The organism is Streptomyces aurantiaciflavus, assembly GCF_049808595.1.
Lineage (GTDB): Bacteria > Actinomycetota > Actinomycetes > Streptomycetales > Streptomycetaceae > Streptomyces.
Genome location: NZ_JBNCAQ010000002.1, coordinates 123,421 through 145,456, shown reverse-complemented (window position 1 = coordinate 145,456; position 22,036 = coordinate 123,421). Strand labels below are relative to the sequence as shown.

The window sequence follows — 22,036 nt, the reverse complement described above, 5'->3', positions numbered from 1 at the left end:
ACACGATGAGCATGGCCAAGAGGACGGACACCCGGCCGCCCGCGCCGCAGGTCGCCGACAGCCACGATCTGATCCGCGTGCACGGGGCGCGCGAGAACAACCTCAAGGACGTCAGCGTCGAGCTCCCGAAGCGCCGGCTGACGGTGTTCACCGGCGTGTCCGGCTCGGGCAAGAGCTCACTGGTGTTCGACACGATCGCCGCGGAGTCGCAGCGGCTGATCAACGAGACCTACAGCGCCTTCGTGCAGGGCTTCATGCCGACGCTGGCGCGGCCCGAGGTCGACGTCCTCGAGGGGCTGACGACCGCGATCATCGTCGACCAGGAGCGGATGGGCGCCAACCCCCGCTCCACCGTCGGCACCGCCACCGACGCCAACGCGCTGCTGCGCATCCTCTTCAGCCGGCTCGGGCAGCCGCACATCGGCGGGCCCAACGCGTACTCGTTCAACGTGCCCTCGGTGCGGGCGAGCGGTGCGATCACCGTCGAGCGCGGCGGCCGGACCAAGGCCGAGAAGGCCACGTTCAACCGTCTCGGCGGCATGTGCCCCCGCTGCGAGGGCATGGGCTCGGTCACCGACTTCGACCTGTCGGCGCTGTACGACGACAGCCTGTCACTCAACGAGGGCGCGCTCACCGTCCCCGGCTACAGCATGGACGGCTGGTACGGCCGTATCTTCCGGGGCTGCGGCTTCTTCGATCCGGACAAGCCGATCCGCGAGTTCACCGAGAAGGAACTGCACGACCTGCTCCGCAAGGAACCGACCAAGATCAAGGTCGAGGGGATCAACCTGACGTACGAGGGGCTGATCCCCAAGATCCAGAAGTCGTTCCTGTCCAAGGAGGTCGACGCGATGCAGCCGCACATCCGCGCCTTCGTGGAGCGGGCGGTGACCTTCTCGACCTGTCCCGAGTGCGACGGCACCCGGCTCGCTGCGGAGGCCCGGTCGTCGAAGATCGACGGGAAGAACATCGCCGACGTCTGCTCGATGCAGATCAGCGACCTGACCGAGTGGGTCCGGGGTCTCGACGAGCCGTCGGTGGCGCCGCTGCTGGCCACGCTGGGCCACACGCTCGACTCGTTCGTCGAGATCGGGCTCGGCTACCTCAGCCTCGACCGACCCTCGGGCACGCTGTCGGGTGGCGAGGCGCAGCGCACCAAGATGATCCGCCACCTCGGCTCCTCCCTCACCGACGTCACCTACGTCTTCGACGAGCCGACGATCGGGCTGCACCCCCACGACATCCAGCGGATGAACGACCTGCTGCTGCAGTTGCGCGACAAGGGCAACACGGTGCTGGTCGTGGAGCACAAGCCGGAGGCGATCGCCATCGCCGACCACGTCGTCGACCTCGGCCCGCGCGCCGGCACCGAGGGCGGCGAGGTGGTGTTCGAGGGCACCGTCGAGGGGCTGCGGGCCAGCGACACGCTCACCGGGCGGCACCTGGACGACCGGGCCACCCTGAAGCCCTCGGTGCGGACGCCGTCGGGCGTTCTGCAGGTGCGCGGCGCCGCCACGAACAACCTGCGGGACGTCGACGTCGACATCCCGCTCGGCGTGCTGGTCGTCGTCACCGGCGTCGCCGGGTCGGGAAAGAGCTCCCTGATCCACGGCTCGGTGTCCGGGCGGGACGGAGTGGTGACGGTCGACCAGACGGCGATCCGCGGATCCCGGCGGAGCAACCCGGCGACGTACACCGGACTGCTCGACCCGATCCGCAAGGCGTTCGCCAAGGCCAACGGCGTGAAGCCGGCGCTGTTCAGCGCCAACTCCGAGGGCGCCTGCCCCACCTGCAACGGCGTCGGCGTCGTCTACAGCGACCTGGCGATGATGGCCGGCGTCGCCACCACCTGCGAGGAGTGCGAGGGGAAGCGGTTCCAGGCGTCCGTGCTGGAGTACCACCTCGGCGGGCGCGACATCAGCGAGGTGCTCGCGATGTCGGTGACCGAGGCCGAGGAGTTCTTCGGTGCCGGCGAGGCGCGTACGCCGGCCGCGCACCGCGTCCTCGGCCGGCTCGCCGACGTCGGGCTCGGCTACCTCACCCTCGGCCAGCCGCTCACCACGCTGTCGGGCGGCGAGCGGCAGCGGCTGAAGCTGGCGACCCACATGGCCGAGAAGGGCGGCGTCTACATCCTCGACGAGCCGACCACCGGTCTGCACCTCGCCGACGTCGAACAGTTGCTCGGGCTGCTCGACCGGCTCGTCGACTCCGGCAAGTCGGTCGTCGTCATCGAACACCACCAGGCGGTCATGGCCCACGCCGACTGGATCATCGACCTCGGGCCGGGCGCCGGCCACGACGGTGGCCGCGTCGTCTTCGAGGGCACCCCCGCCGACCTCGTCTCCACCCGCTCCACCCTCACCGGCGAACACCTCGCGGACTACGTGGCCGGCTGACCCCTCCACCGCCGGGCGCCCCGAACGCTCCCCCACAGGGCGGAGCCACCGACCGCCGCCCGGCGCACCGCACGACGGACCCTAGTTGTCGAACCAGACCACCAGACGGACGTGTTCCTCGCCGTGCACCGCGGCGAGGACCCGCATGACGGCCCGGACCGGGGCCCAGTCGCCGTCCTCCGGGACCGCGTCCCGACGGGTCATCCTGGTGACGCGGAAGAGGGTGTCACCCTCCGTCCACTCGGTTCCCGCGGGACGGTCCCCGGGGCGCTTGAAGGACTTTCCCGTACGGGTCCAGCCGCCGTCGGCGCCCCGCCTGTACTCGTGCACCCGTGCGTCCGCCTGCTCCGCCGGCTCGTCCCAGTCCACCCGGGACAGTTCGGCCCAGCCGATCCAGGACGCGCTGTGGGCGTCCCGAGCCCACTCGTCGTGGGCTGCCGGACCTCCGCCGACACGTCCTCGGGGAGGCCCCGGCCCTCGGCGAGGGGCCGGAAGCCGGCGTGGTTGCGGACGCCGAACAGGCAGCCGAAGGCGTCGTAGTCGCGCCCGGCGTACAGCAGGTCCAGGTCGATCGCGGCACTCCAGCCGCCCGCGTCCTCCACGTCAAGCACCCGGTGCGTCGCCCGGCACTCGACGAAGCCGTGGATGTCAGCTCCCATGCCGCCGGATCATCCGGTGCAGGCCCTGCCGTTGAGGGTGAAGCCGTGGGGCGCCGTGTTCTTGTTCTGCCAGGAGGCGAGGAAGCCGAAGGAGAGTTTGCCCCGGGCGGGGACGTTCTTGTTGTAGTCGGCGGCGGCGGCGGTGACGCGGGAGCCGTTCTGGGAGAAGCTCGCGTCCCACATCTGGGTGATCCGCTGGCCGTCGCCGAAGGACCAGGCGACGGTCCAGGAGGACAGCGGGGTGTCGGTGGTGACGGTGATCGTGGCCTGGAAGCCGTCGGGCCACTGGTTGACCAGGTCGTAGTCGACCGAGCAGGACGCCGCCGGCTCGGTCTGGCCGGCGCCCGCGGTGGACGAGGTGGTGCCCTGGGGTTCGGGGTCGGGCTTGTCGGTCTTCTTGGGCGTGCGGCTCGGGGAGGGTTTGGGGGAGTCGGAGCCGGTCTTCGACTCCGAGTCCGAGGGGACGGGCAGGGTGGACGGCAGCGAAGGGTTTGCGGGGCCGGCCACCGGGGTGCTGTCGGTCGGCGAACCGCCCTGCGCGGAGCTGTCGCCGCTGTCGCCGAACGGCATCAGCGACACGGCGAGGGCCAGCGCGGAGACGAGTCCGGCGGCGACGAGCAGTCCGCCCCGCAGCGCGCGTGCCCTGCTCGCGGCGGCGTCCACCGGCTCGCCGTCCGTGTCCGGCGCGTCGGGGCGTCCGGCGCCCAGCCGTACCTCGGCGGCCCGGCGGCGGCGCTCCAGGTAGGCGAGGCCGCCCCAGCCGATGACCCCGCCGGCGAGGGCCGCGGGCAGCCCGCCGCCGTGCAGGCGCAGACAGGCCGCGGCCTCCGCGCACTCCACACAGGTGGCGAGGTGCCGGGAGAGGTCGTCGGGCGTGTCGGCGACGGGCGAGCGGGTGACGGCGTCCAGGAGCCGCACGTAGCTGCGGCACTCCGCGTCCATCGGCGTGTCGAGGTGGTTGCGGTGGCAGCGGTCCCGGAACAGGCCGCGGACCTGGTTGAGCTCCTCCATCGCGGCCATCGGGTCGAGGCCCTGCCGGCGCGCCACCGCCCGCAGCGGCAGCGCCTCCACCTCCGCCAGCCACAGCAGCGCCGCGTCCGGCTCCTGCATGTCCCTGAGGCCGCGCAGGGCGATGGGCCGGCGCAGGGGCGGTCCGATGTACCGTGCGGCCTTGTCGGAGTTCAGCCACAACCGCAGGTCGGGGTCGAGTTTATGGCCCTCGCCCTGGGCCTCCCAGGCGGCCGCCGTGGTGCGTACGGCGGTCAGCAGCAGGGGTATCCGGGGCAGCCGGGACGCACGGCGGCCGACGCTGTGCCGGGAGCCGTCCTCGGCGGCACGGGCCTCGCGTATGCCGAGCGCGAACGCCTCGCGGGCCAGTTGATTGGCCGCGGTCGAGCCGGAGGTGCACAGGTCGGCGTACGACAGGACGGCGTCCCAGCACTCCGAGAAGAGCGCGGCCTCGACGGCGTCCTTCGGGGTCGGCAGGTCGGGCATGGGTCTCCTGCATCCACAAGCGAGGTCAACTCACCATGACGGCAATGGAGTTGGGGGGAACCTCGCGGCAGGGCCAGAGCTTTTCACGTCTTCCGCACAACTGACAAGCGCCCTGTTCAGATGTCAGGACAGGACGGACGCGCCCCCACGACTCCGGTGTTTCGCACCTGTCGTACGGACGCGGACCGCCTGTGACTCAACGCCGTACCGCCGAATTGAACGACGTCACCGAAGCGTTATCGAACGGCCGACGCCTCCGCGGCCGGCAGGCTGTCCATGAAGGAGCTGACGGAGAAGACGGCGTGGCCGGGACCGGGCGGGCCGTAGCCGGGGGGCGAGGACAGACCGAAGTCGTCCATCGTGGCCCGGTAGGCCTCCAGCAGACGGATGTGGTACTCCAGCGGCGCGCCCTGCGGGTTGGCCTTGCCGAGCGGGGTGGTCGGCTCGGGGCACCAGGTGGTGAAGCGGGGCGTGATGCCGTGCGACATGAAGAAGCGCAGGCCCTCCGTCGTCGACGCGATCGCCTCGTCGACCGTCGTGAAGCCGAACGGCTCGGCCATCTCCACGCCGGCGACGAAGTTGGGGATGACGTTGCGCGCGCCGAAGACCTCCGCGGAGTCGAGGATCCGCTTGTGCCACTCGTCGCGGCCGACGTAACGCTCCTTGCCCGGGCAGTACAGCTCGAACAGCCGGCGGTCCCAGACCTCGTAGTTGGGGTGGTAGATCTGCACCCCGTAGTCCTTGAAGCGCTGCACGTCGTCGCGCGGGAGCGCCTGGGCGACGACCTTGCCGATCCAGCGGCCCGGGAAGCGCTCCTCGATGGCCTTGGCGTAGTGGCCGTAGAAGTCGGCCTCGTCGCGCCCGGCGACCGTCTTGGTGATGGCGCCGCCGGTGAGGGTGTAGGCGGTGGAGGCCTTGGCGGTGTCGTACCGGTCGATGATCTCCAGGGCCTCGAGGACCTCGTCGACGTCCTTGACTCCTGTATACGGTCGACCGGCGGCCTTGTGCTGTCGCCAGTTGTGGTTGATGTCGCAGTACTGGCACTCCTCCTTGGCGCCGAAGTACTGGCACACCCGGAAGACGGTCAGGTAGATGAGGTAACCCCACTGGATGGTGGGGGCGACCTCCATCACGGACTTCCCGTTGGACAGCGTGTGCCGGTAGTACTCGGGCATCGGCGGCACACCGACGTCGGCGATGCGCCTGCCGTCGAGGTAGAGCCCGAGCAGCCCCTCGTCGTCCGCCGCGACCCGGTACGGCGAGGCCGGGTTCACCCGCACCGAGACGACCGTCCGCCGCAGGTCGTACGGGCCGCCGGTGAGGATGATCTCCTCGGGGGGGCGCCTGAGCGCGGCCTCGCCCAGCTCGGGGAGCGTGCCGTGGTCGAAGGAGAAGATGAAGTACGACTTCGGCTTGACCTCGCCGTTCTCGTTGTCGCTGAGCGCGGAGGGGTCGAAGGCCACGCCTCCGCGCAGCAGGTCCTCCTTGAAGACGGCCTCCCGCGGAACATGCGGAAACCGCTCCATAAGATCCTCGACCAGCGCGGTACGGCTGCCCATCCGTCTCTCCTCCCGGCTCAGGCGTACGACTCCTCACGGTATGCCCCTGCGCGGACGGGGGTGGGGGCGGGGGGCCTCGTGTTGGCGGCAAGGTAGGTTTCACCTGGGAATTCCGGGTTCTCGTTCTCCTCGGGAGGGGCGACCGCATGGCCGAGACCGTGACGAACTGGGCGGGCAACATCACCTTCGCGGCGAAGGAACTGCACCGCCCCGGCTCAGTCGACGCGCTGCGCTCACTCGTGGCCGCGAGCGCGCGGGTGCGGGTGCTGGGCAGTGGGCACTCGTTCAACACGATCGCCGAGCCGGGGCCCGACGGCGTGCTGCTGTCGCTGGACGCCCTGCCCGCCGGGGTCGACGTCGACACGGCGGCGCGGACGGTGCGGGTCGGCGGCGGGGTGCGGTACGCCGAACTGGCCCGGCGGGTGCACGCGCACGGGCTCGCGCTGCCCAACATGGCCTCCCTGCCGCACATCTCGGTGGCCGGATCGGTGGCGACCGGGACGCACGGGTCGGGGGTGCGCAACGGGTCCCTGGCCGCCGCGGTACGCGAGGTGGAGATCGTCACCGCCGACGGGTCGACCGTCGTCGTGGGACGGGAGGAGGAACGGTTCGGCGGGGCTGTGACCTCGCTCGGCGCGCTCGGTGTCGTCACCGCGCTCACCCTCGACCTGGAGCCCGCCTTCGACGTCGAGCAGCACGTGTTCACCGAGCTGCCCCTGGAAGGGCTGGACTTCGAGGCGGTGGCCGGGGCCGCGTACAGCGTGAGCCTGTTCACGGACTGGCGGGCGCCCGGCTTCCGGCAGGTGTGGCTGAAGCGGCGTACCGACGAGCCGCCGGCCGACTTCTCATGGGCCGCCCCGGCGACGGCGGCACTGCACCCGGTGCCGGGGATGCCGGCGGTGAACTGCACCGAGCAGTTCGGGGTGCCGGGGCCGTGGCACGAGCGGCTGCCGCACTTCCGGGCCGAGTTCACGCCGAGCAGCGGCAACGAGCTGCAGAGCGAGTACCTGATGCCGCGTGAGCACGCCGTCGAGATCCTGTATGCGATCGACGGGATCCGGGAGACGGTCGCCCCCGTACTGCAGACCTGTGAGGTGCGGACCGTCGCCGCCGACGAGCAGTGGCTCAGCCCGGCCCACGGCCGGGACTCCGTCGCCGTGCACTTCACCTGGGTCGAGGACACCGAGGCCGTGCTGCCCGTCGTACGGGCACTGGAGTCCGCCCTGGAGCCCTTCGAGCCCCGGCCGCACTGGGGCAAGGTCTTCACCCTGCCGGCCCACGTGCTGCGTGAGCGCTGGCCGCGGATCGACGCCTTCCGGGCGCTGGTACGGGAGTTGGACCCGGCCGGCACCTTCACCAACGCGTTCGTGGCGGAGGTCCTCGGCCAGTGAGCCGGCGACCCCAGTCCGACTTCGTAAACCCCCTTTCCTAACCCCTTGTCGAACCTTCCCGCACCCCATAGCCTGACGCCGCGCGCCGGTGCCGACCCCGCTCCGGCCTGCCCGGAACGGAAGAGAGGGGGCTCTCCGGTGAAGCGCACGTCCCGTGACATCCGCACCGCGAACCGCTACGAGGTGCTGCGCCAGATCATCGCCCGGTCGCCCACCTCCCGGCAGGAGCTGGCCGCCGCCACCGGCCTCAGCCTCGCCACCGTCGCCACCCTCGTCGGTGAGCTGCTCGACCTCCGCATGATCACGGAGGTCGGGTTCGAGGACTCGGCGGGCGGCCGCCCCCGGGGCCTCGTCGCCGTCAACGCGTCGGGGGGCGCGTTGATCGGCGTGGACATCGCGGAGACGTACGTCCATGTCGAGCTGTTCGACCTCGCGCTGAACGTGCTGGCCCGCGCCGAGGAGGACATGCGCCCCGGGGAGAGCCGTCCGCAGCAGGTGGTCGGCCAGGTCGCCGCGGCGGCCGGTTCGGTGGTCGCGCAGGCCGGTGTCGAGGCGGCCCGGGTGCTCGGCGTCGGCGTGAGTGTGCCGGGCCAGGTGGACCGGGACACCGGTGTCGCCGAGTACGCGCCCAACTGGGACTGGCACGACGTGCCGTTGCTCGACCTGCTCTCCGAGCAGATCGCGTATCCGCTGTACCTGGACAATCCGCTGCGTGCCTGCGCGGTCGCCGAGTTGTGGTTCGGGGCCGCGCGCGGGCACGGGGACGCCGTGGTCGTCAACCTCGGCACGGGCGTCGGCGCCGGGCTGGTGCTGGGCGGCGGGCTGCACCGCGGGGTCAGCAACAGCGCCGGCGAGTGGGGGCACACCACACTCGTGCTCGACGGGCGGCTGTGCCACTGCGGCAACCACGGCTGCGTGGAGACGTACGTCGGCGCGCCCGGCATCATGCAGAACCTGCGCGAACTCAGTCCACGCAGCCCGCTGCTGCACCCGGAGGACCAGACGGCCACCGTCGACGCCCTGGCCCGCGCGGTCGCCGTGGCCGATCCGGTGGCCGTCAACGTGGTCCGCAACACCGCCCGTTATCTGGCGGCGGGCATCGCCGACCTGGTCAACCTGCTCAATCCCGAGGTGGTCGTGCTGAGCAGCTGGGTCGCCGCCCGGCTCGGCGAACCCCTCCTCAACGAGGTCCGCGAGGCCGTCGCCCGGCACGCGCTGCACCGGCCGCTGGCCGCCACCGAGATCGTCCTCTCCACGATCCCCACCGACCCCGTCTGTCTGGGCGCGGCGACGTTCGCGCTCGAAGGGGCGCTGCAGGCCGTCGGACAGCGGAAGCGAATCCCCAGCAGGCCCCATACCGCGGCCAGTTGACCCTCAACCCTTCCCGATCTTCACGATTCCCCCAGAACCTCTCTTCCCGCCCCCTCATGTCCGGTATCCCGAACACCGCACAACGCTTCGTGCAGACTTCGTCCAACCCCTTGCCGAAGGCTTAGCCGAAGGTTAACGTCCCGCTCCGCAACGCCATTCGAGCCATCTGGCGCTGAAGCCGATTGAGCCGCAGCCGTACTCGAGACAAGGACGTCAGCATGTCGGCAATGAGCAACAGCAACTGGTCCCGCCGTTCACTCTTCCGGGCCGCCGCGGGCATGGCCGCCGCCGGGACGCTGGCCGCGTGCGGCGGCAACAACGGGCGTGGGGGTGGCTCCGGTTCGGGCAAGAACCTCGTCCAGTACTTCCACGCGTACGGCGAGGCCGGTGTCGAGCAGGCTGTCAAGCGGTACGCGAAGGCCTACAAGGGCGCGAACGTCACCACGCAGTGGATCACCGGCAACAACTTCGAGCAGAAGCTGTTCGCCACGCTGCTCACCAAGAACGCGCCCGACGTGTTCGAGTTCCACCCGCAGATCCAGCTCGTCAAGAGCGGTCAGGTGGCGGATCTGACCGACATCATCGCGCCGGTCAAGGACGACTTCAACCAGGCCGACATCACGTCGCACACGGTCGACGGGAAGATATACGGCGTCCGGATGATCGACGACCCGCAGTTCTTCTTCTACCGGCCCTCGATGTTCGAGAAGGCCAAGGTCGAGGTGCCGACCACGCTGGAGGAGCTGATCGAGGCCGCCGCCAAGCTCAAGACCAGCAAGGTCAAGGGCGCCTACCTCGGCAACGACCTCACCCCGGTCCAGAGCCCGCTGATCTGGTCGGCCGGCGCCGACACCCTCACCGCGGACAACAAGCCCGCCTTCAACACCGACGCCGTCGCCGACGGCCTGAAGCAGCTGCGGTCCCTGTTCACCAGCGGCAACCTGCTGCTCGGCGCCCCCACCGACTGGTGGGACCCGTCGGCCTTCACCCAGGGCCTGACGGCGATCCAGTGGTGCGGCATGTGGGCCATGCCGGCCATGCAGAAGGCGCTCGGCGACGACATCGGCATCTTCCCCTTCCCGAAGGTCGGGTCCGCCGGCAAGCAGTCGGTCGTCAACGGCGGTTGGTCGATGTTCGTCAACGCCAAGGGCGAGAACGTCGAGGCGGCCAAGGAGTACGTCAAGTGGCTGTGGATCGACCAGAAGGAGTACCAGGAGGACTTCGCGACCTCCTACGGCTTCCACATCCCGCCGCGCACCTCCATCGCGCAGTCGGCGACCAAGCTGAAGTCCGGCCTCCCGGCCGAGGGCGTGAAGCTGTTCAACGAGTTCGGCCACTTCGACAACATCGGCTGGACCCAGGCGATGATCGCCGCGATCAACGACGTGATGGCGAACTCCGTCCGCAAGGACGGTGACCCGAAGGCCCAGCTCGCCGCCGCCGAGAAGAAGGTCAACGCCGAGCTCACGAAGCTCTTCGGATAGGCCGCCGGACGGATCTCGACATGTCGACCACCACCACGCGCGGGGTCGCCCAGCCCGCCCCGGCCAAGGTCTCCAAGGACCGGCCGCGGCGGGGCCTCAGGGCGAACAGCACCTTCAACTTCTGGCTCTTCACCGGGCCGTTCCTGATCGGCCTGGTGATCTTCGTCTTCGTGCCCATCGGCTGGAGCCTGTATCTCAGCTTCTTCGAGGCACGGTTCACCGTCACGCCGAGCGAGTTCGTCGGCTTCGACAACTACGTGCAGATCCTGTCGGACACGGACTTCAGGAACTCCCTGGTCACGTTCACCGTGTTCGCCGCGTTCATCGTGCCGACCACCTGGGCGCTGTCGCTCGGCCTGGCGCTCCTGGTGAACCGGCTGCGGTTCATGCGGGCGTTCTTCCGGTCGGTGTTCTTCCTGCCGACCGCGTGCAGTTACGCGGCCGCCGCGCTGATCTGGAAGATGTCCATCTTCAACGGCGTCCGCTTCGGCATGGCCAACACCTTCCTCGGCTTGTTCGGGGTCGAGAACATCGCCTGGCTCGACAACCCGGATCCGCCCTGGTACTGGCTGGTCATCGTGACCGTCCGCCTCTGGCTCCAGGCGGGCTTCTACATGATCCTCTTCCTCGCGGCGCTGCAGAACATCCCGCGGGAGCTGTACGAGGCGGCCGCCATCGACGGCGCCAAGCCGGGCTGGCAGACCTTCCGCCACATCACGCTGCCGCAGCTGCGGGCCACCTCGACCGCGGTGATCCTGCTCCTGCTGATCGCCGCCTACCAGGCCTTCGACGAGTTCTTCATCCTGCTCGGCAAGGCCACCTGGGGCATGCCGCCGCTGGTCGAGCTGTACAAGATGGCCCTGGGCGAGAACCAGAACTACGGCGCGGGCAGCGCGGGCGCCCTGATCCTGACCGCGCTCATCTGCCTCGTGACCCTGTTCCAGGGCAAGATCATGGGCTTCGGCAGGGGGGAGGACTCCAGGTGACCACCACAGCACCCGACCTCGGGAAGGTCACGAAGCCGGCCAAGGCCAGGCGCAGCGGCGTGCTGAGCAACACCGGTCTGTACCTCGCGACGGGCGTGGCCGCCGTCCTCTTCCTGATCCCGTTCTACCTGATCATCCGTAACGCCTTCATGACGGACCCGGAGATCACGGGCGAGAGCTGGAAGTGGTTCCCCACCGACATCCAGTGGGGCAACATCACCGAGCCGTTCGACGACGTCACGGTCGACTTCGCCCGGTCGATGTGGAACTCCCTGGTCGTCGCCGTCCTGCACACCGTGGGAATCCTGCTGGTCTGCTCGCTGGCGGGGTACGGCCTCGCCCGCATCCCCTACAAGCACGCCAACAAGGTGTTCTACGCCGTCCTGGCGACCCTGATGGTTCCCACGGCCGTCACCTTCGTGCCCAGCTTCGTTCTCGTGTCGTCCCTCGGCTGGGTGGACACCTACCGCGGTCTCATCATTCCGGGCCTCTTCAGTGGTTTCACCTGCTTCCTCTTCCGGCAGTACTTCCTGGGGTTCCCCAAGGAGCTGGAGGAGGCGGCGCGGGTGGACGGGCTCAGCTACTGGGGCGCGTACTGGCGTGTCGTCGTACCCAACTCGCTGAACTTCTTCGCGGCGATGGCGACGATCACCTTCATCTCGGGCTGGAACGCCTTCCTGTGGCCCCTGGTCATCGGCCAGGATCCCAGTGCGTGGACGGTTCAGGTCGCGCTCTCGACGTACGCGACCAACCAGACCGTCAACTACCACCTGATCTTCATGGCCACGGCCATTTCCATCCTGCCCCTGCTGCTGGTGTTCCTCTTCCTCCAGCGGTGGCTGGTGCAGGGGATCGCGCAGACCGGCATCAAGGGCTGAGCTAGGAGACAGATGTCTTTCCGCACCAACGGCACCACGGTCGTCGACTACGTCGAGGACGTCTCACCGGGCAGCGGGGCCCTTCCGCCCCGCGCCTGGTACGCCTCCTCGGACGCGAAGTCACTGTCGCTGAACGGAAGCTGGCGCTTCCGGCTGTCGGCGACGGCCGACGCCGAGGACGACTCGTTCGCCGCGGAGGGCTACGAGGCCGGGGACTGGGCCGAGGTCACGGTCCCCGGCCACTGGGTCCTCCAGGGGCACGGCTCCCCCATCTACACCAACCACCTCTACCCCTTCCCGGTCGACCCGCCGCACGTGCCGACCGAGAACCCGACGGGCGACCATCTGCGGGTCTTCGACCTGCCGGAGGACTGGCCCGCTCTGTCGGAGGGCGGCGCCGTCCTGCGCTTCGACGGCGTGGAGTCCTGTGCCCGGGTGTGGCTGAACGGCACGGACATCGGCGAGTTCAAGGGCTCGCGGCTGCCGCACGAGTTCGCGGTCGGCCATCTGCTGAAGACCGTGGGCAACGTACTGGCGGTCCGCGTCCACCAGTGGTCGGCCGGCTCCTACCTGGAGGACCAGGACCAGTGGTGGCTGCCCGGCATCTTCCGTGACGTGACCTTGCTGCACCGCCCGGCCGGGGCCGCCCTCGACTTCTTCGTGCACGCCTCCTACGACCACCTCACGGGCGAGGGCACCCTGCGCGTCGACTCCGACGTCGACGGGCGGGTGACCGTGCCCGCCTTGGACATCGATGTCGCGACCGGGGAAGCGGTCACGGTACCCGTTCAGCCGTGGACGGCGGAGACGCCGAAGCTCTACGACGGTTTCCTCGCCACCGAGGGCGAACGGGTCCCGCTGCGGATCGGTTTCCGTACGGTCGTCCTGGAGGACGGCCTGATCAAGGTCAACGGCCGGGCCGTCCTGTTCAAGGGCGTCAACCGGCACGAGTGGCATCCGGAGAAGGGCCGCGCGCTCGACCTGGAGACGATGCGCGAGGACGTGCTGCTGATGAAGCGGCACAACGTCAACGCCGTGCGCACCTCGCACTACCCGCCGCACCCGGCCTTCCTCGACCTGTGCGACGAGTACGGGCTGTGGGTGATCGACGAGTGCGACCTGGAGACCCACGGCTTCGTCGAGCAGGACTGGCGGGACAACCCCGTCGACGACGACCGCTGGACACCGGCCCTGCTGGACCGCGCCGCCCGTATGGTCGAGCGGGACAAGAACCACCCGTCGGTGGTGATCTGGTCGCTGGGCAACGAGGCCGGCACCGGACGCGGTCTGACCGCGATGGCCGAGTGGATCCACGGCCGTGACGCCTCGCGCCTCGTGCACTACGAGGGCGACATCGACTGCCGTGACACGGACGTCTACTCGCGGATGTACGCCTTCCACGAGGAGGTCGAGCGCATCGGCCGCGGCCTGGACGGCGGCACCCTCAAGCGGCGCGAACTCCCCTTCGTCCTCTGCGAGTACGGCCACGCCATGGGCAACGGCCCCGGCGGCATCGCCGACTACCAGCGGCTGTTCGAGGCGCACGAGCGGCTCCAGGGCGGCTTCATCTGGGAGTGGATCGACCACGGCATCAAGGACCCCCGCTACGGCTACGCGTACGGCGGCGACTTCGGCGAGGAGCTGCACGACGGGAACTTCGTCTGCGACGGCCTGGTCTTCCCCGACCGCGCCCCCTCCCCCGGGCTCGTCGAGTTCAAGAAGGTGATCGAGCCGGTCGCGATCAGCGGCGACGGCACGGACGGCACCGTGCGCGTCACCAACAAGCAGGACTTCGCCGACCTGTCGGCGCTGGCCTTCGAGTGGTCGTACCAGGTGGACGGCGAGACGATCGAGGCGGGCAGCCTGAACGTGCCGTCGCTCGCGCCCGGCGAGTCGGCCGACGTCAAGCTGCCGGAGCCGCCCGCGGACACACGGGGCGCCGAGACCCAGTGGACCGTGCGGGCGCTGCTGGCGGCCGACGCGGCGTGGGGAGGGAAGGGCCACGAGGTGGCGTGGGGGCAGTTCCCGGTGAGCGCCCGTCCGTCGCCCACGGTCGCACCCACCGACCGTCCGGTGCTCGGGGAACGGCTGATCACCCTCGGCCCGGCGGCCTTCGACGCCCGTACCGGTGCGCTGAGGTCGGTCGGCGGAGTGTCCGTCGAGGGTCTCCGTCTCGATGTGTGGCGGGCGACCACCGACAACGACGACGGCGCCGAGTGGCAGTCGGACACCCGGTTCGGCGTGCTGTGGCGCACGCTGGGCCTGCACCGTATGCGGCACCGTCTGGACGCGGTGGAGCTCGGCGACGACGCGCTGACGGTACGGACCAGGGTGGCGCCCGCGGCCCGTGAGGTCGGTCTCGCCACGGTGTACCGCTGGACCTCCGACGGCGACCGGCTGAAGCTGACCGTGTCCGTGACGCCCGAGGGCGACTGGACGGTGCCGCTGCCCCGGCTGGGCGTCCGCTTCGGACTCGCCGAGGCCGACCAGGTGAAGTGGTTCGGCGGCGGTCCCGGCGAGGCGTATCCGGACACCAGGGCGGCGTCTACGGTCGGCCGCTGGCAGTCGACCGTGGACGATCTGCAGACGCCGTACGTCCGTCCCCAGGAGAACGGCGCCCGCGCCGACGTCCGCTGGGCGGAGATCGGCGGGCTGCGGATCGAGGGCGACCCGGAGTTCTGGTTCAGCGCCCGGCGCTGGACCAACGAGCAGCTGGACGCCGCCCGGCACCGCACCGACCTGGTGCCGGGCGAAACGGTGTGGGTCAACCTCGACCACGGCCTGCACGGCATCGGCTCGCAGTCCTGCGGCCCGGGCCCGCTGCCGCGGTACTTCCTGAAGGCCGCGCCCGCGGAGTTCTCGTTCGTGTTCTCGGAGATCGGTTAATCGATTGACCTATTGATCGACATTCCGACACGGTGATGACGTCTCCTCCCGAGGCCGGCCGGCTCCCCACCCGGCCGGCCTCGGCCGTGCGGTTGCTCGTCCCCATCTCACGGAGGTTCCTCGAGTGAGCGGCAGTATCGAGGTGCGTGGCCTGTCCCGCACCTTCCACACCACCGTCCGCCGCCCCGGCGTCATGGGAGCCGTGCGCTCCCTGGTCAACCCGGAGCGGGTCGCCAAGCACGCCGTCAGCGACATCACGTTCGACGTGGCCGCGGGCGAACTCCTCGCCCTGCTCGGCCCGAACGGCGCCGGCAAGTCCACCACCATCAAGATGCTCACCGGCATCCTCACCCCCACCTCCGGCGAGGCCCGCGTCGCGGGCGTCGTGCCGTACGAGGAACGCGAGCGCAACGCCCGCAACATCGGCGCGGTGTTCGGACAGCGCACCCAGCTGTGGTGGGACCTCCCGGTGCGCGAGTCGTTCACGATCCTGCGGGACATCTACGAGGTGCCCAAGGCCGAACACGCCGCCCGGCTGAAGGAGTTCGACGACCTGCTGGACCTGTCGTCCTTCTGGGACACCCGGGTCCGCCATCTCTCCCTCGGGCAGCGCGTCCGCAGCGATCTGGCGGCGGCGCTGCTGCACGACCCGCCCGTCGTCTTCCTCGACGAGCCGACCATCGGCATGGACGTCGTGGTCAAGGAGCAGGTCCGCGAGTTCCTGCGGTACCAGGTCGAGGAGCGCGGCCGGACGGTGCTGCTGACCACGCACGACATGACCGAGGTGGAGCGGCTCGCCGAACGGGTCGTCCTGATCAACCACGGCCGGCTCGTCCTGGACGGCAGCCTCGACGAGATCCGCCGCAAGTTCGGCTCGACCTGGCAGGTGCGGGCCACTCTCGCCGACGCGCACACCGACGTCGTACCGCTGCCGGGCATCGCGGTGCTGCGGCAGGACGGCCCGCAGGTCGTGTTCGGCCCCGACGGAGCCGACGCGCCGACCGTCCACGCGGCGCTGAAGGCGGTCATCGAGCGGTACGAGGTGACGGGCATCGCCATCGACGAGGCCGACCTCGAGGACGTCATGCGGGCCGCCTACATCCACGCCGGAGCGGTGTGATGGCCACGGTGCACGCCTGGCGCGCCGCCCGCGTCACCCCGCTCGGCGAGCTGCACTCCCCGCCCCGGATGACCGCCGTCCTGCTCCGGCTGACCGTGCAGGTGGTCCTGGTGGCCTCCCTGTGGCGCGGCCTGTACGCGCACACGGGTACCACCGCCGGAATCGACCGCGAGCAGGCGGTCACGTACGCCGTGCTGGCCGTACTCGCCTCCCGGCTGCGGGAGCTGGACCAGTACGCGGGCCGGGACACCGTGCTGCAGCACATGCACTTCGGCACGATCGTCTACTGGTATCTGCGCCCGCTGCCGCCCCAGCGCTACCACGCTCTGCGCGCCCTCGGCGAGCAACTGTACGGATTCGCCTGGGCGTTGGGCGGCTACGTGGTCTGTCTCGCGGCCGGCGTGGTGGAGCCGCCCGCGTCGGCCGCCGTGGCGGGCGTGTTCGCGCTCAGTCTGCTGCTCGGCCAGTGGGTGCTGTACTACGTGATGCTCGTCCTGGACCAGCTGTGCTTCTGGACGATGCGCAACAACGCCGCGATGCTCATCCTGATCTTCGCGCAGAACCTGCTGTCCGGTGTGTACGCGCCGCTGTGGTTCTTCCCGGACTGGTTCCTCACGCTGAGCGGCTTCCTGCCCTTCCAGGCGACGCTGAACGTGCCGCTGTCCCTCTACATCGGCCGTATCCCGCTGTCGGACGCGGCCGGTCAGCTGGCGATCCAGGCGGCCTGGGTGGTCGCCCTCGCCCTGCTCACCGGGTTCCTGTGGCGGCGGGCCGCCCACCGTGTCATCTCCCAGGGAGGCTGAGGCCTGTGAACGGCGTCAGGATCGCGTGGCGTGTCACGCGGCTCAACTTCCGTGCCCAGCTGGAGTACCGCACCGAGTTCCTGCTGATGGTCGCGATCGGCGCGATCTGGCAGGTGTCGGTGATCGTGTTCGCGACGGTGCTGCTGACCCGGTTCACCGGGATGGGCGGCTGGGACAGTTCCGAGGTGCTGCTGATCCCGGCGACGCGGATGCTCGCGCACGGGTTGTTCGTGCTGGTGCTGGGGCGGATGCACTTCATCGGACGGCAGATCCAGGAAGGGCGGATCGATATCTATCTGACCCGCCCCATGCCGGTGCACCGCCAGGTGCAGCTCGCCTACTTCCCGACCAACGCGATCGGTGACCTGACCGTCGCGGCGGGCCTGATGGTGGGCGCGCTCAGCCGCAGCGAGCTGGACTGGACGGCGGGCCGGATCTCGTACCTGGTCGCCGCGATCCTCGGCGGCATGCTGCTGGAGGCGGCGCTCTTCACGGCGCTGGCCTGCGCCGCCCTGCGCTTCCCCGCCGCCGACTACTGGAGCCGCTGGCTGGAGGAACTCCTCGGCACCTTCGGCAGCTACCCGCTCAACGTGCTCCCGAAGGCGGTGGGCGGCTTCCTCACGTACGGCCTTCCGCTCGCGTTCGTCGCGTACTTCCCGGCGGCCGTCCTCACCGGCCACGGCCATGACACCGGTGTCCCGTACTGGCTGGCGGCTCTCTCGCCGCTGGTGGGTGTGCTGGCCTATCTGGGCGCGCGGCTGCTGTGGCGCAGGAGCCTCGCGCACTACGCCGGGGTGAACGGGTGACGCCCGCCCCGCCTCCGGCTCGGGACCGCGCCCGCCGGTGAGTCATGTCCTCGTCGCCCCGGGCGCGCGCCCGGGGCGGCCGGCCCGTCCCCGCGGGACTCGCCGGCGAAGGCGCGCCTGGCCTCGTGGTCAGCCGCGGGTCCGCCGCTGCGCTCCCGCGGCGGCCCGGCCGCCCGCGCCGTCACGGGGTGCAGGCCTCGGCGATCGAAAGGCTGTTCTCGTAGAGGTGGTGCCGGGTGATCCGGCCGTCCTCGACGGTGAGGCGCAGCGCGAACGGGCCCTCGAAGGACTTTCCCGTCGCCCTCACGGTCCCCGACACGTGGCCCGTCAGGACGGCGTCGGTGCCGTCGACGAGGAAGGCGTCCACGGAGGCCCGCGCGTCCTCGGGCACGGTGTGCTCCAGCAACTCGGTCGCCTGGGCGGCGCATTCGGCGGCGGTGGTCCGCGGGCGGATCCACGGGACGGCGGGGTTCTCGGCCAGCTGCCAGTCGACCTCGTCGGCGAAGAGCTCGACGAGCCGTCCGACGTCCCCGGCCAGCCGGGCGGCGAGGAACTCCTGCACGACGGCCCGGGTGGCCTCGGCCACGGAGCTCGCGGTGGTGGCTGAACCCGCCGGGGTGGCGGTGGGCGTGACGGACATGGCTCTCTCCTCGCTGCTGGGGCCGGATCCCGACGGGGCTTCCCGTCGATGTGCTTGATCCTGCCGGGGGAAGGGAGAGCGGTCGATTACCCCCGGGGTAATGCCTGGGCCACGGGCGTCCACGACCGGTGGCGCATGTCGCCCCACTCCCGCTGCCAGATCCCGATGCGTCCGTGGCCGCCGGCGTCGCCGCGTTCGGTCGTCAGCCTGGACCGTCGCTGCCGACAGCCGTCGCGGGGGCGCCCCGGCCCCCCGGCGCCACGCCCCGCCGGCTTCCCTGCCGACTCGCCCCTCGACCATTAGCGTGAGGTCATGGCACTCGGCCTGCTCCTCGCACTCCTGGCCTCCGCCCTGATGGGAACGGCGACCGTCTTTCAGGCGCTCGGCGCCCGAGCGGTGGCCGCCGGAGGGCCGGGAGCGACGGTCCGGGCCACATGGCAGTGGCCGTTCCTCGTCGGGATCGCGCTCGACACCCTGGGCTTCGTCTCCCAGCTGCTCTCTCTGCGCTCGGTACCGCTCTTCCTGGTGGAAGCGGCGGTCGCCGGGTCCCTGGCGGTGACCGCGGTCGTCGCCGCGGGCATGCTGCACGTCCGGCTGCGGCGGGTGGAGTGGGCGGCGGTGACCGCGGTGTGCTGCGGGCTCGCCCTGATGGCGATCGCGGCGGGCCGCGAGAGGGGCGGGGACGGTGACGAGACGATGCGGCTCGCGGTGCTGGCGGGCTCGGTCGGGCTCGCGCTGCTGGGATGGGTGGTGAGCACCCGCCTCGGTCGCGTGCGCCACCGTGCCGCCGTGCTGGGCGGTATGGCCGGGGTCAGTTTCGGTGTGGTGGCCGTCGCCGCCCGGCTGCTGCCGGGCCTTTCCGTGCCGGGCGTCCTCGTCGAGCCGGCGGTGTACGCCGTGGTCCTCTCCGGGATCTCCGGCTATCTGCTGCTGATCGGGGCCCTCCAGTCGGGGGCGGTCACCGCCGCCACCGCGGCCATGGTCATCGGCCAGACCATCGGGCCCGCGATCTTCGGCATCGTCTGGCTGGGCGACACCACCCGGCACGGACTCGCGCCCCTCGCGGCGGCCGGGTTCGCGTTCTCGATCGCGGGCGCACTCGCGCTGGCCCGCTTCGGCGAGGCGGAGCAGCACACGGCGTAGCCGCCACGGCCACGCTCCTGACCGGGCAAGCGGTGGGCCGTCGGCGCGCTTCGACCCGTCGGACTGCGCGCGCCGCCACCCCGACGTCAAGGTCGACTGTGCACGGTCGACCGTATACCGGCACGGCCGGAACCGGAGGCTCCTCCCCGGCCGCGGCGGCGGTCGCGCGCCGTGTGTCGTCGGCCCCCCTCCCGAAGCCCCCGGCAACCTTGCGTCCGCCTACGGCGACAGGGCCGAAGCACCCGCGTCCCCCACTCCCCGAGGAACAGCGCACGCGCGACGCCGGCGGGGCGGGCGATGGTGGACGATGTCCTCCATGTCCTTCCCGTACGACCCCTTCCACCTGCCGCCGCCCCGCGAGGTCCAGGCCGGCGAGTACCCGCTGTGGGACGAGGCTCTGGCCCTCGTCAACCGCGACCTGGCCGCTCTCCTGCCGGACCGGGGCCCGCTGCGCCTGCTGGCGCTGCCGCCGGACGAGCAGGACGAGTCCGAGCGCGAGCGGGTGTACGTCGCCCTGCCCGACGGCCGCTGGCACGGCTCGGACCTGTGTCACGGCTCGGAGGCCACGATCACCGGCGCGCTCGCGGCCGTCGCCGAGGCCGCGCAGGACACGGTCATGGAGTGCCTGTGGCAGGTCTGGCCGGTCTGCGCGGAGCACCGCGTCGGGATGCACCCGCGTCGGGAGGACGGTCGCCCTGTGTGGTGGTGCGCGGGCGGCCGGGAACCGCGGGATCCGGCCCATGTACGGGCATTGGTGGGCGAGTTGGACGCCCTGCACCGCCCGGGCAGGGCCCGCCGCGAGCCGCGCTGAACTCGACGGCTCTCACGGACCGGGTGCCCAGTCCCGCCCACCGCGGTCACCCGGTCCATCGCGGAGGCGACAGCACCTCGTCTCTCACTGTTTCCTCAACTGCCCTTGCCGGTCACACTGTTGGACATGGAACGTGAGCAGTGTTCATGTTCTCTGCCCGCGTTCACCCTGCCCGCTTTTCATGTCCAACGCCCGTTCCCCGACCGGAGACGCCCCCACCATGAGAAGACTCCTCGGCACCCTCGCGGCCGCCGCCCTGGCCCTCACCGGCCTCGCCGGCACCGGCGCGACGCCCGCCGCAGCCGCCACCACCGGCACGTTCAACGTCCTGACGTACAACGTGGCGGGCCTCCCGGAGGGCCTGAGCTCGGGCCATCCGGCGACGAACACGCCGCTGATCTCCCCGCGCCTGGCGGGGTACGACATCGTGAACGTCCAGGAGGACTTCAACTACCACGCGGCGCTGTACGCGGGCGACAACCATCCTTACCGCACGGCGACCAGCGGCGGAGTGCCGTTCGGCGACGGCCTCAACACGCTCTCCGACCTCCCCTTCGAGGACTTCGAGCGGGTGAAGTGGAAGAACTGCACCGGCACCAACTGCCTGACTCCCAAGGGTTTCTCACTGGCCCGGGTCCGTCTCGCCGAGGGCGTCTTCGTCGACCTCTACAACGTCCACACCAACGCCGACACGACGGACGACGCGCTGGCCGCCCGCCGCGCCAACATCGACCAGCTGTCGGACTTCATCCAGGCGAACTCCTCCGGCAACGCGGTGATCGTCATGGGCGACACCAACACGCGCTACACCCGCGCCGGCGACAACATCCGCACCCTGGTCACCGAGAACGGCCTGACGGACGCGTGGGTGAAGCTGGTCAAGGGCGGCACACCCCCGGCCCAGGGCGCGGACGCGCTGCTCTGCCCGACGACGGCTCCGCCGAACGACTGCGAGGTGGTGGACAAGGTCTTCTACCGGGGCAGCAAGCTGCTGTCCCTGACGGCCACCCGCTACAACAACGAGTGGGCGTCCTTCCTGGACTCCGCGGGCGACAACCTGTCCGACCACTTCCCGCACACGGTCGACTTCTCGTACACCCTCGACTCGTCCCTGAAGGCCAGTGACTTCTTCGGCGGCCCGCACGGCACGGCGTTCAACGACGCGGACGATCTGCCGTCGACGCCCTCGCCCCGCACCCTGACGCTGAGCGGCGGCTCCCGCCTGGACGCGCTGTCCCTGAGGCACGCCGACGGCACGACGCTGACCCACGGCGGCACGGGCGGCACGGCGACCTCGCTGACGCTGGGGACGGGGGAGCACCTCACGTCCGTGAAGCTGACGCAGGGCCAGAAGGACGGCCGTACCCGGATCTTCTCGGCCGCCTTCACCACGGACAAGTCCCGCACCCTGTCGGCCGGCACGCCCACCTCGGACACGAAGACCTTCACGGCTCCGACCGGCTGGCAGATCGTGGGCTTCACCGGACGCTCGGGCGCCGAGATCGACACGGGGGGGGTGGGTCCCGCACGGAGCGGCTGAGCCGGGGCCGCGGCGCCCCCCCCCCCCGGGGGGGGGCCGCCCCCCCGGCCGGGCGGAGGTGTCCGCGCC

General features: G+C 70.7%; 17 protein-coding genes. 13 read left to right on the top strand and 4 right to left on the bottom strand.

The window, feature by feature from the left end:
- Positions 1-5 precede the first annotated feature (5 nt).
- The gene (locus ACPT94_RS02455) at positions 6-2,396 is read left to right on the top strand and encodes an ATP-binding cassette domain-containing protein (protein WP_425244958.1); all 2,391 of its coding nucleotides are present in this window, start codon (positions 6-8) and stop codon (positions 2,394-2,396) included.
- A gap of 81 nt (positions 2,397-2,477) precedes the next feature.
- Here ACPT94_RS02455 and ACPT94_RS02450 read toward each other — a convergent pair whose 3' ends face one another.
- The 3 genes from ACPT94_RS02450 to ACPT94_RS02440 all read right to left on the bottom strand — a co-directional run bounded on the left by ACPT94_RS02450 (position 2,478) and on the right by ACPT94_RS02440 (position 6,108).
- Positions 2,478-2,765, bottom strand: a complete 288-nt coding sequence (locus tag ACPT94_RS02450) for a hypothetical protein (RefSeq protein WP_425244957.1) — start codon at positions 2,763-2,765, stop codon at positions 2,478-2,480.
- 299 nt (positions 2,766-3,064) lie between these two features.
- A complete protein-coding gene (locus ACPT94_RS02445) occupies positions 3,065-4,549 on the bottom strand; it encodes a cellulose binding domain-containing protein (protein WP_360330721.1) in 1,485 nt (494 codons plus the stop codon).
- 236 nt (positions 4,550-4,785) lie between these two features.
- Positions 4,786-6,108, bottom strand: a complete 1,323-nt coding sequence (locus ACPT94_RS02440; protein WP_360330724.1) for a radical SAM protein — start codon at positions 6,106-6,108, stop codon at positions 4,786-4,788.
- A gap of 146 nt (positions 6,109-6,254) precedes the next feature.
- On the opposite strand from ACPT94_RS02440, the gene ACPT94_RS02435 reads away from it, so the two are divergent.
- The 9 genes from ACPT94_RS02435 (at position 6,255) to ACPT94_RS02395 (ending at position 17,833) form a co-directional block, all read left to right on the top strand.
- Complete coding sequence (locus ACPT94_RS02435; RefSeq protein ID WP_360330727.1) at positions 6,255-7,499, top strand: FAD-binding protein; 1,245 nt, start codon at positions 6,255-6,257, stop codon at positions 7,497-7,499.
- Between the two features lie 138 nt (positions 7,500-7,637).
- On the top strand, positions 7,638-8,870 hold the full coding sequence (locus ACPT94_RS02430) for an ROK family protein (RefSeq protein WP_360330730.1): 1,233 nt from the start codon (positions 7,638-7,640) through the stop codon (positions 8,868-8,870).
- A 218-nt stretch (positions 8,871-9,088) separates the two neighbouring features.
- Positions 9,089-10,354 (top strand): ABC transporter substrate-binding protein, encoded by a 1,266-nt coding sequence (locus ACPT94_RS02425; protein ID WP_360330733.1) that lies wholly within the window; start codon positions 9,089-9,091, stop codon positions 10,352-10,354.
- A 20-nt stretch (positions 10,355-10,374) separates the two neighbouring features.
- A complete protein-coding gene (locus ACPT94_RS02420; protein WP_360330736.1) occupies positions 10,375-11,340 on the top strand; it encodes a carbohydrate ABC transporter permease in 966 nt (321 codons plus the stop codon).
- Positions 11,337-12,218 (top strand): carbohydrate ABC transporter permease, encoded by an 882-nt coding sequence (locus ACPT94_RS02415; RefSeq protein WP_360330739.1) that lies wholly within the window; start codon positions 11,337-11,339, stop codon positions 12,216-12,218. Before ACPT94_RS02420 ends, ACPT94_RS02415 begins: the two co-directional genes overlap by 4 nt.
- Before the next feature lie 12 nt (positions 12,219-12,230).
- Positions 12,231-15,104, top strand: a complete 2,874-nt coding sequence (locus tag ACPT94_RS02410) for a glycoside hydrolase family 2 TIM barrel-domain containing protein (protein WP_360330742.1) — start codon at positions 12,231-12,233, stop codon at positions 15,102-15,104.
- A gap of 124 nt (positions 15,105-15,228) precedes the next feature.
- Positions 15,229-16,224: an ABC transporter ATP-binding protein gene (locus tag ACPT94_RS02405; protein WP_360330745.1), complete on the top strand. Its 996-nt coding sequence runs from the start codon at positions 15,229-15,231 to the stop codon at positions 16,222-16,224.
- A complete protein-coding gene (locus ACPT94_RS02400) occupies positions 16,224-17,027 on the top strand; it encodes an ABC transporter permease (protein ID WP_360330748.1) in 804 nt (267 codons plus the stop codon). The genes ACPT94_RS02405 and ACPT94_RS02400 overlap by 1 nt, the downstream gene beginning before the upstream one ends.
- A 5-nt stretch (positions 17,028-17,032) precedes the next feature.
- Complete coding sequence (locus tag ACPT94_RS02395; RefSeq protein ID WP_360330751.1) at positions 17,033-17,833, top strand: ABC transporter permease; 801 nt, start codon at positions 17,033-17,035, stop codon at positions 17,831-17,833.
- Between the two features lie 181 nt (positions 17,834-18,014).
- Here ACPT94_RS02395 and ACPT94_RS02390 read toward each other — a convergent pair whose 3' ends face one another.
- The gene (locus tag ACPT94_RS02390; protein ID WP_360330754.1) at positions 18,015-18,473 is read right to left on the bottom strand and encodes a nuclear transport factor 2 family protein; all 459 of its coding nucleotides are present in this window, start codon (positions 18,471-18,473) and stop codon (positions 18,015-18,017) included.
- A 312-nt stretch (positions 18,474-18,785) separates the two neighbouring features.
- On the opposite strand from ACPT94_RS02390, the gene ACPT94_RS02385 reads away from it, so the two are divergent.
- The 3 genes from ACPT94_RS02385 (at position 18,786) to ACPT94_RS02375 (ending at position 21,967) form a co-directional block, all read left to right on the top strand.
- Entirely contained in the window at positions 18,786-19,616 is an 831-nt protein-coding gene (locus ACPT94_RS02385) for a hypothetical protein (protein ID WP_360330757.1), read from the top strand.
- A 316-nt stretch (positions 19,617-19,932) separates the two neighbouring features.
- The gene (locus ACPT94_RS02380) at positions 19,933-20,427 is read left to right on the top strand and encodes a hypothetical protein (RefSeq protein ID WP_360330759.1); all 495 of its coding nucleotides are present in this window, start codon (positions 19,933-19,935) and stop codon (positions 20,425-20,427) included.
- 220 nt (positions 20,428-20,647) lie between these two features.
- The gene (locus tag ACPT94_RS02375; protein ID WP_425244956.1) at positions 20,648-21,967 is read left to right on the top strand and encodes a jacalin-like lectin; all 1,320 of its coding nucleotides are present in this window, start codon (positions 20,648-20,650) and stop codon (positions 21,965-21,967) included.
- Positions 21,968-22,036 lie beyond the last annotated feature (69 nt).

Excerpts from the sequence above, each read along its gene's own strand:
- ACPT94_RS02375 (WP_425244956.1), top strand. The coding sequence starts at position 20,648 with ATGAGAAGACTCCTCGGCACCCTCGCGGCCGCCGCCCTGGCCCTCACC.
- ACPT94_RS02385 (WP_360330757.1), top strand. The coding sequence starts at position 18,786 with ATGGCACTCGGCCTGCTCCTCGCACTCCTGGCCTCCGCCCTGATGGGA.
- ACPT94_RS02455 (WP_425244958.1), top strand. The coding sequence starts at position 6 with ATGAGCATGGCCAAGAGGACGGACACCCGGCCGCCCGCGCCGCAGGTC.
- ACPT94_RS02390 (WP_360330754.1), bottom strand. The coding sequence starts at position 18,473 with ATGTCCGTCACGCCCACCGCCACCCCGGCGGGTTCAGCCACCACCGCG.
- ACPT94_RS02380 (WP_360330759.1), top strand. The coding sequence starts at position 19,933 with ATGTCCTTCCCGTACGACCCCTTCCACCTGCCGCCGCCCCGCGAGGTC.
- ACPT94_RS02425 (WP_360330733.1), top strand. The coding sequence starts at position 9,089 with ATGTCGGCAATGAGCAACAGCAACTGGTCCCGCCGTTCACTCTTCCGG.
- ACPT94_RS02400 (WP_360330748.1), top strand. The coding sequence starts at position 16,224 with ATGGCCACGGTGCACGCCTGGCGCGCCGCCCGCGTCACCCCGCTCGGC.
- ACPT94_RS02445 (WP_360330721.1), bottom strand. The coding sequence starts at position 4,549 with ATGCCCGACCTGCCGACCCCGAAGGACGCCGTCGAGGCCGCGCTCTTC.
- ACPT94_RS02420 (WP_360330736.1), top strand. The coding sequence starts at position 10,375 with ATGTCGACCACCACCACGCGCGGGGTCGCCCAGCCCGCCCCGGCCAAG.
- ACPT94_RS02435 (WP_360330727.1), top strand. The coding sequence starts at position 6,255 with ATGGCCGAGACCGTGACGAACTGGGCGGGCAACATCACCTTCGCGGCG.
- ACPT94_RS02440 (WP_360330724.1), bottom strand. The coding sequence starts at position 6,108 with ATGGGCAGCCGTACCGCGCTGGTCGAGGATCTTATGGAGCGGTTTCCG.
- ACPT94_RS02410 (WP_360330742.1), top strand. The coding sequence starts at position 12,231 with ATGTCTTTCCGCACCAACGGCACCACGGTCGTCGACTACGTCGAGGAC.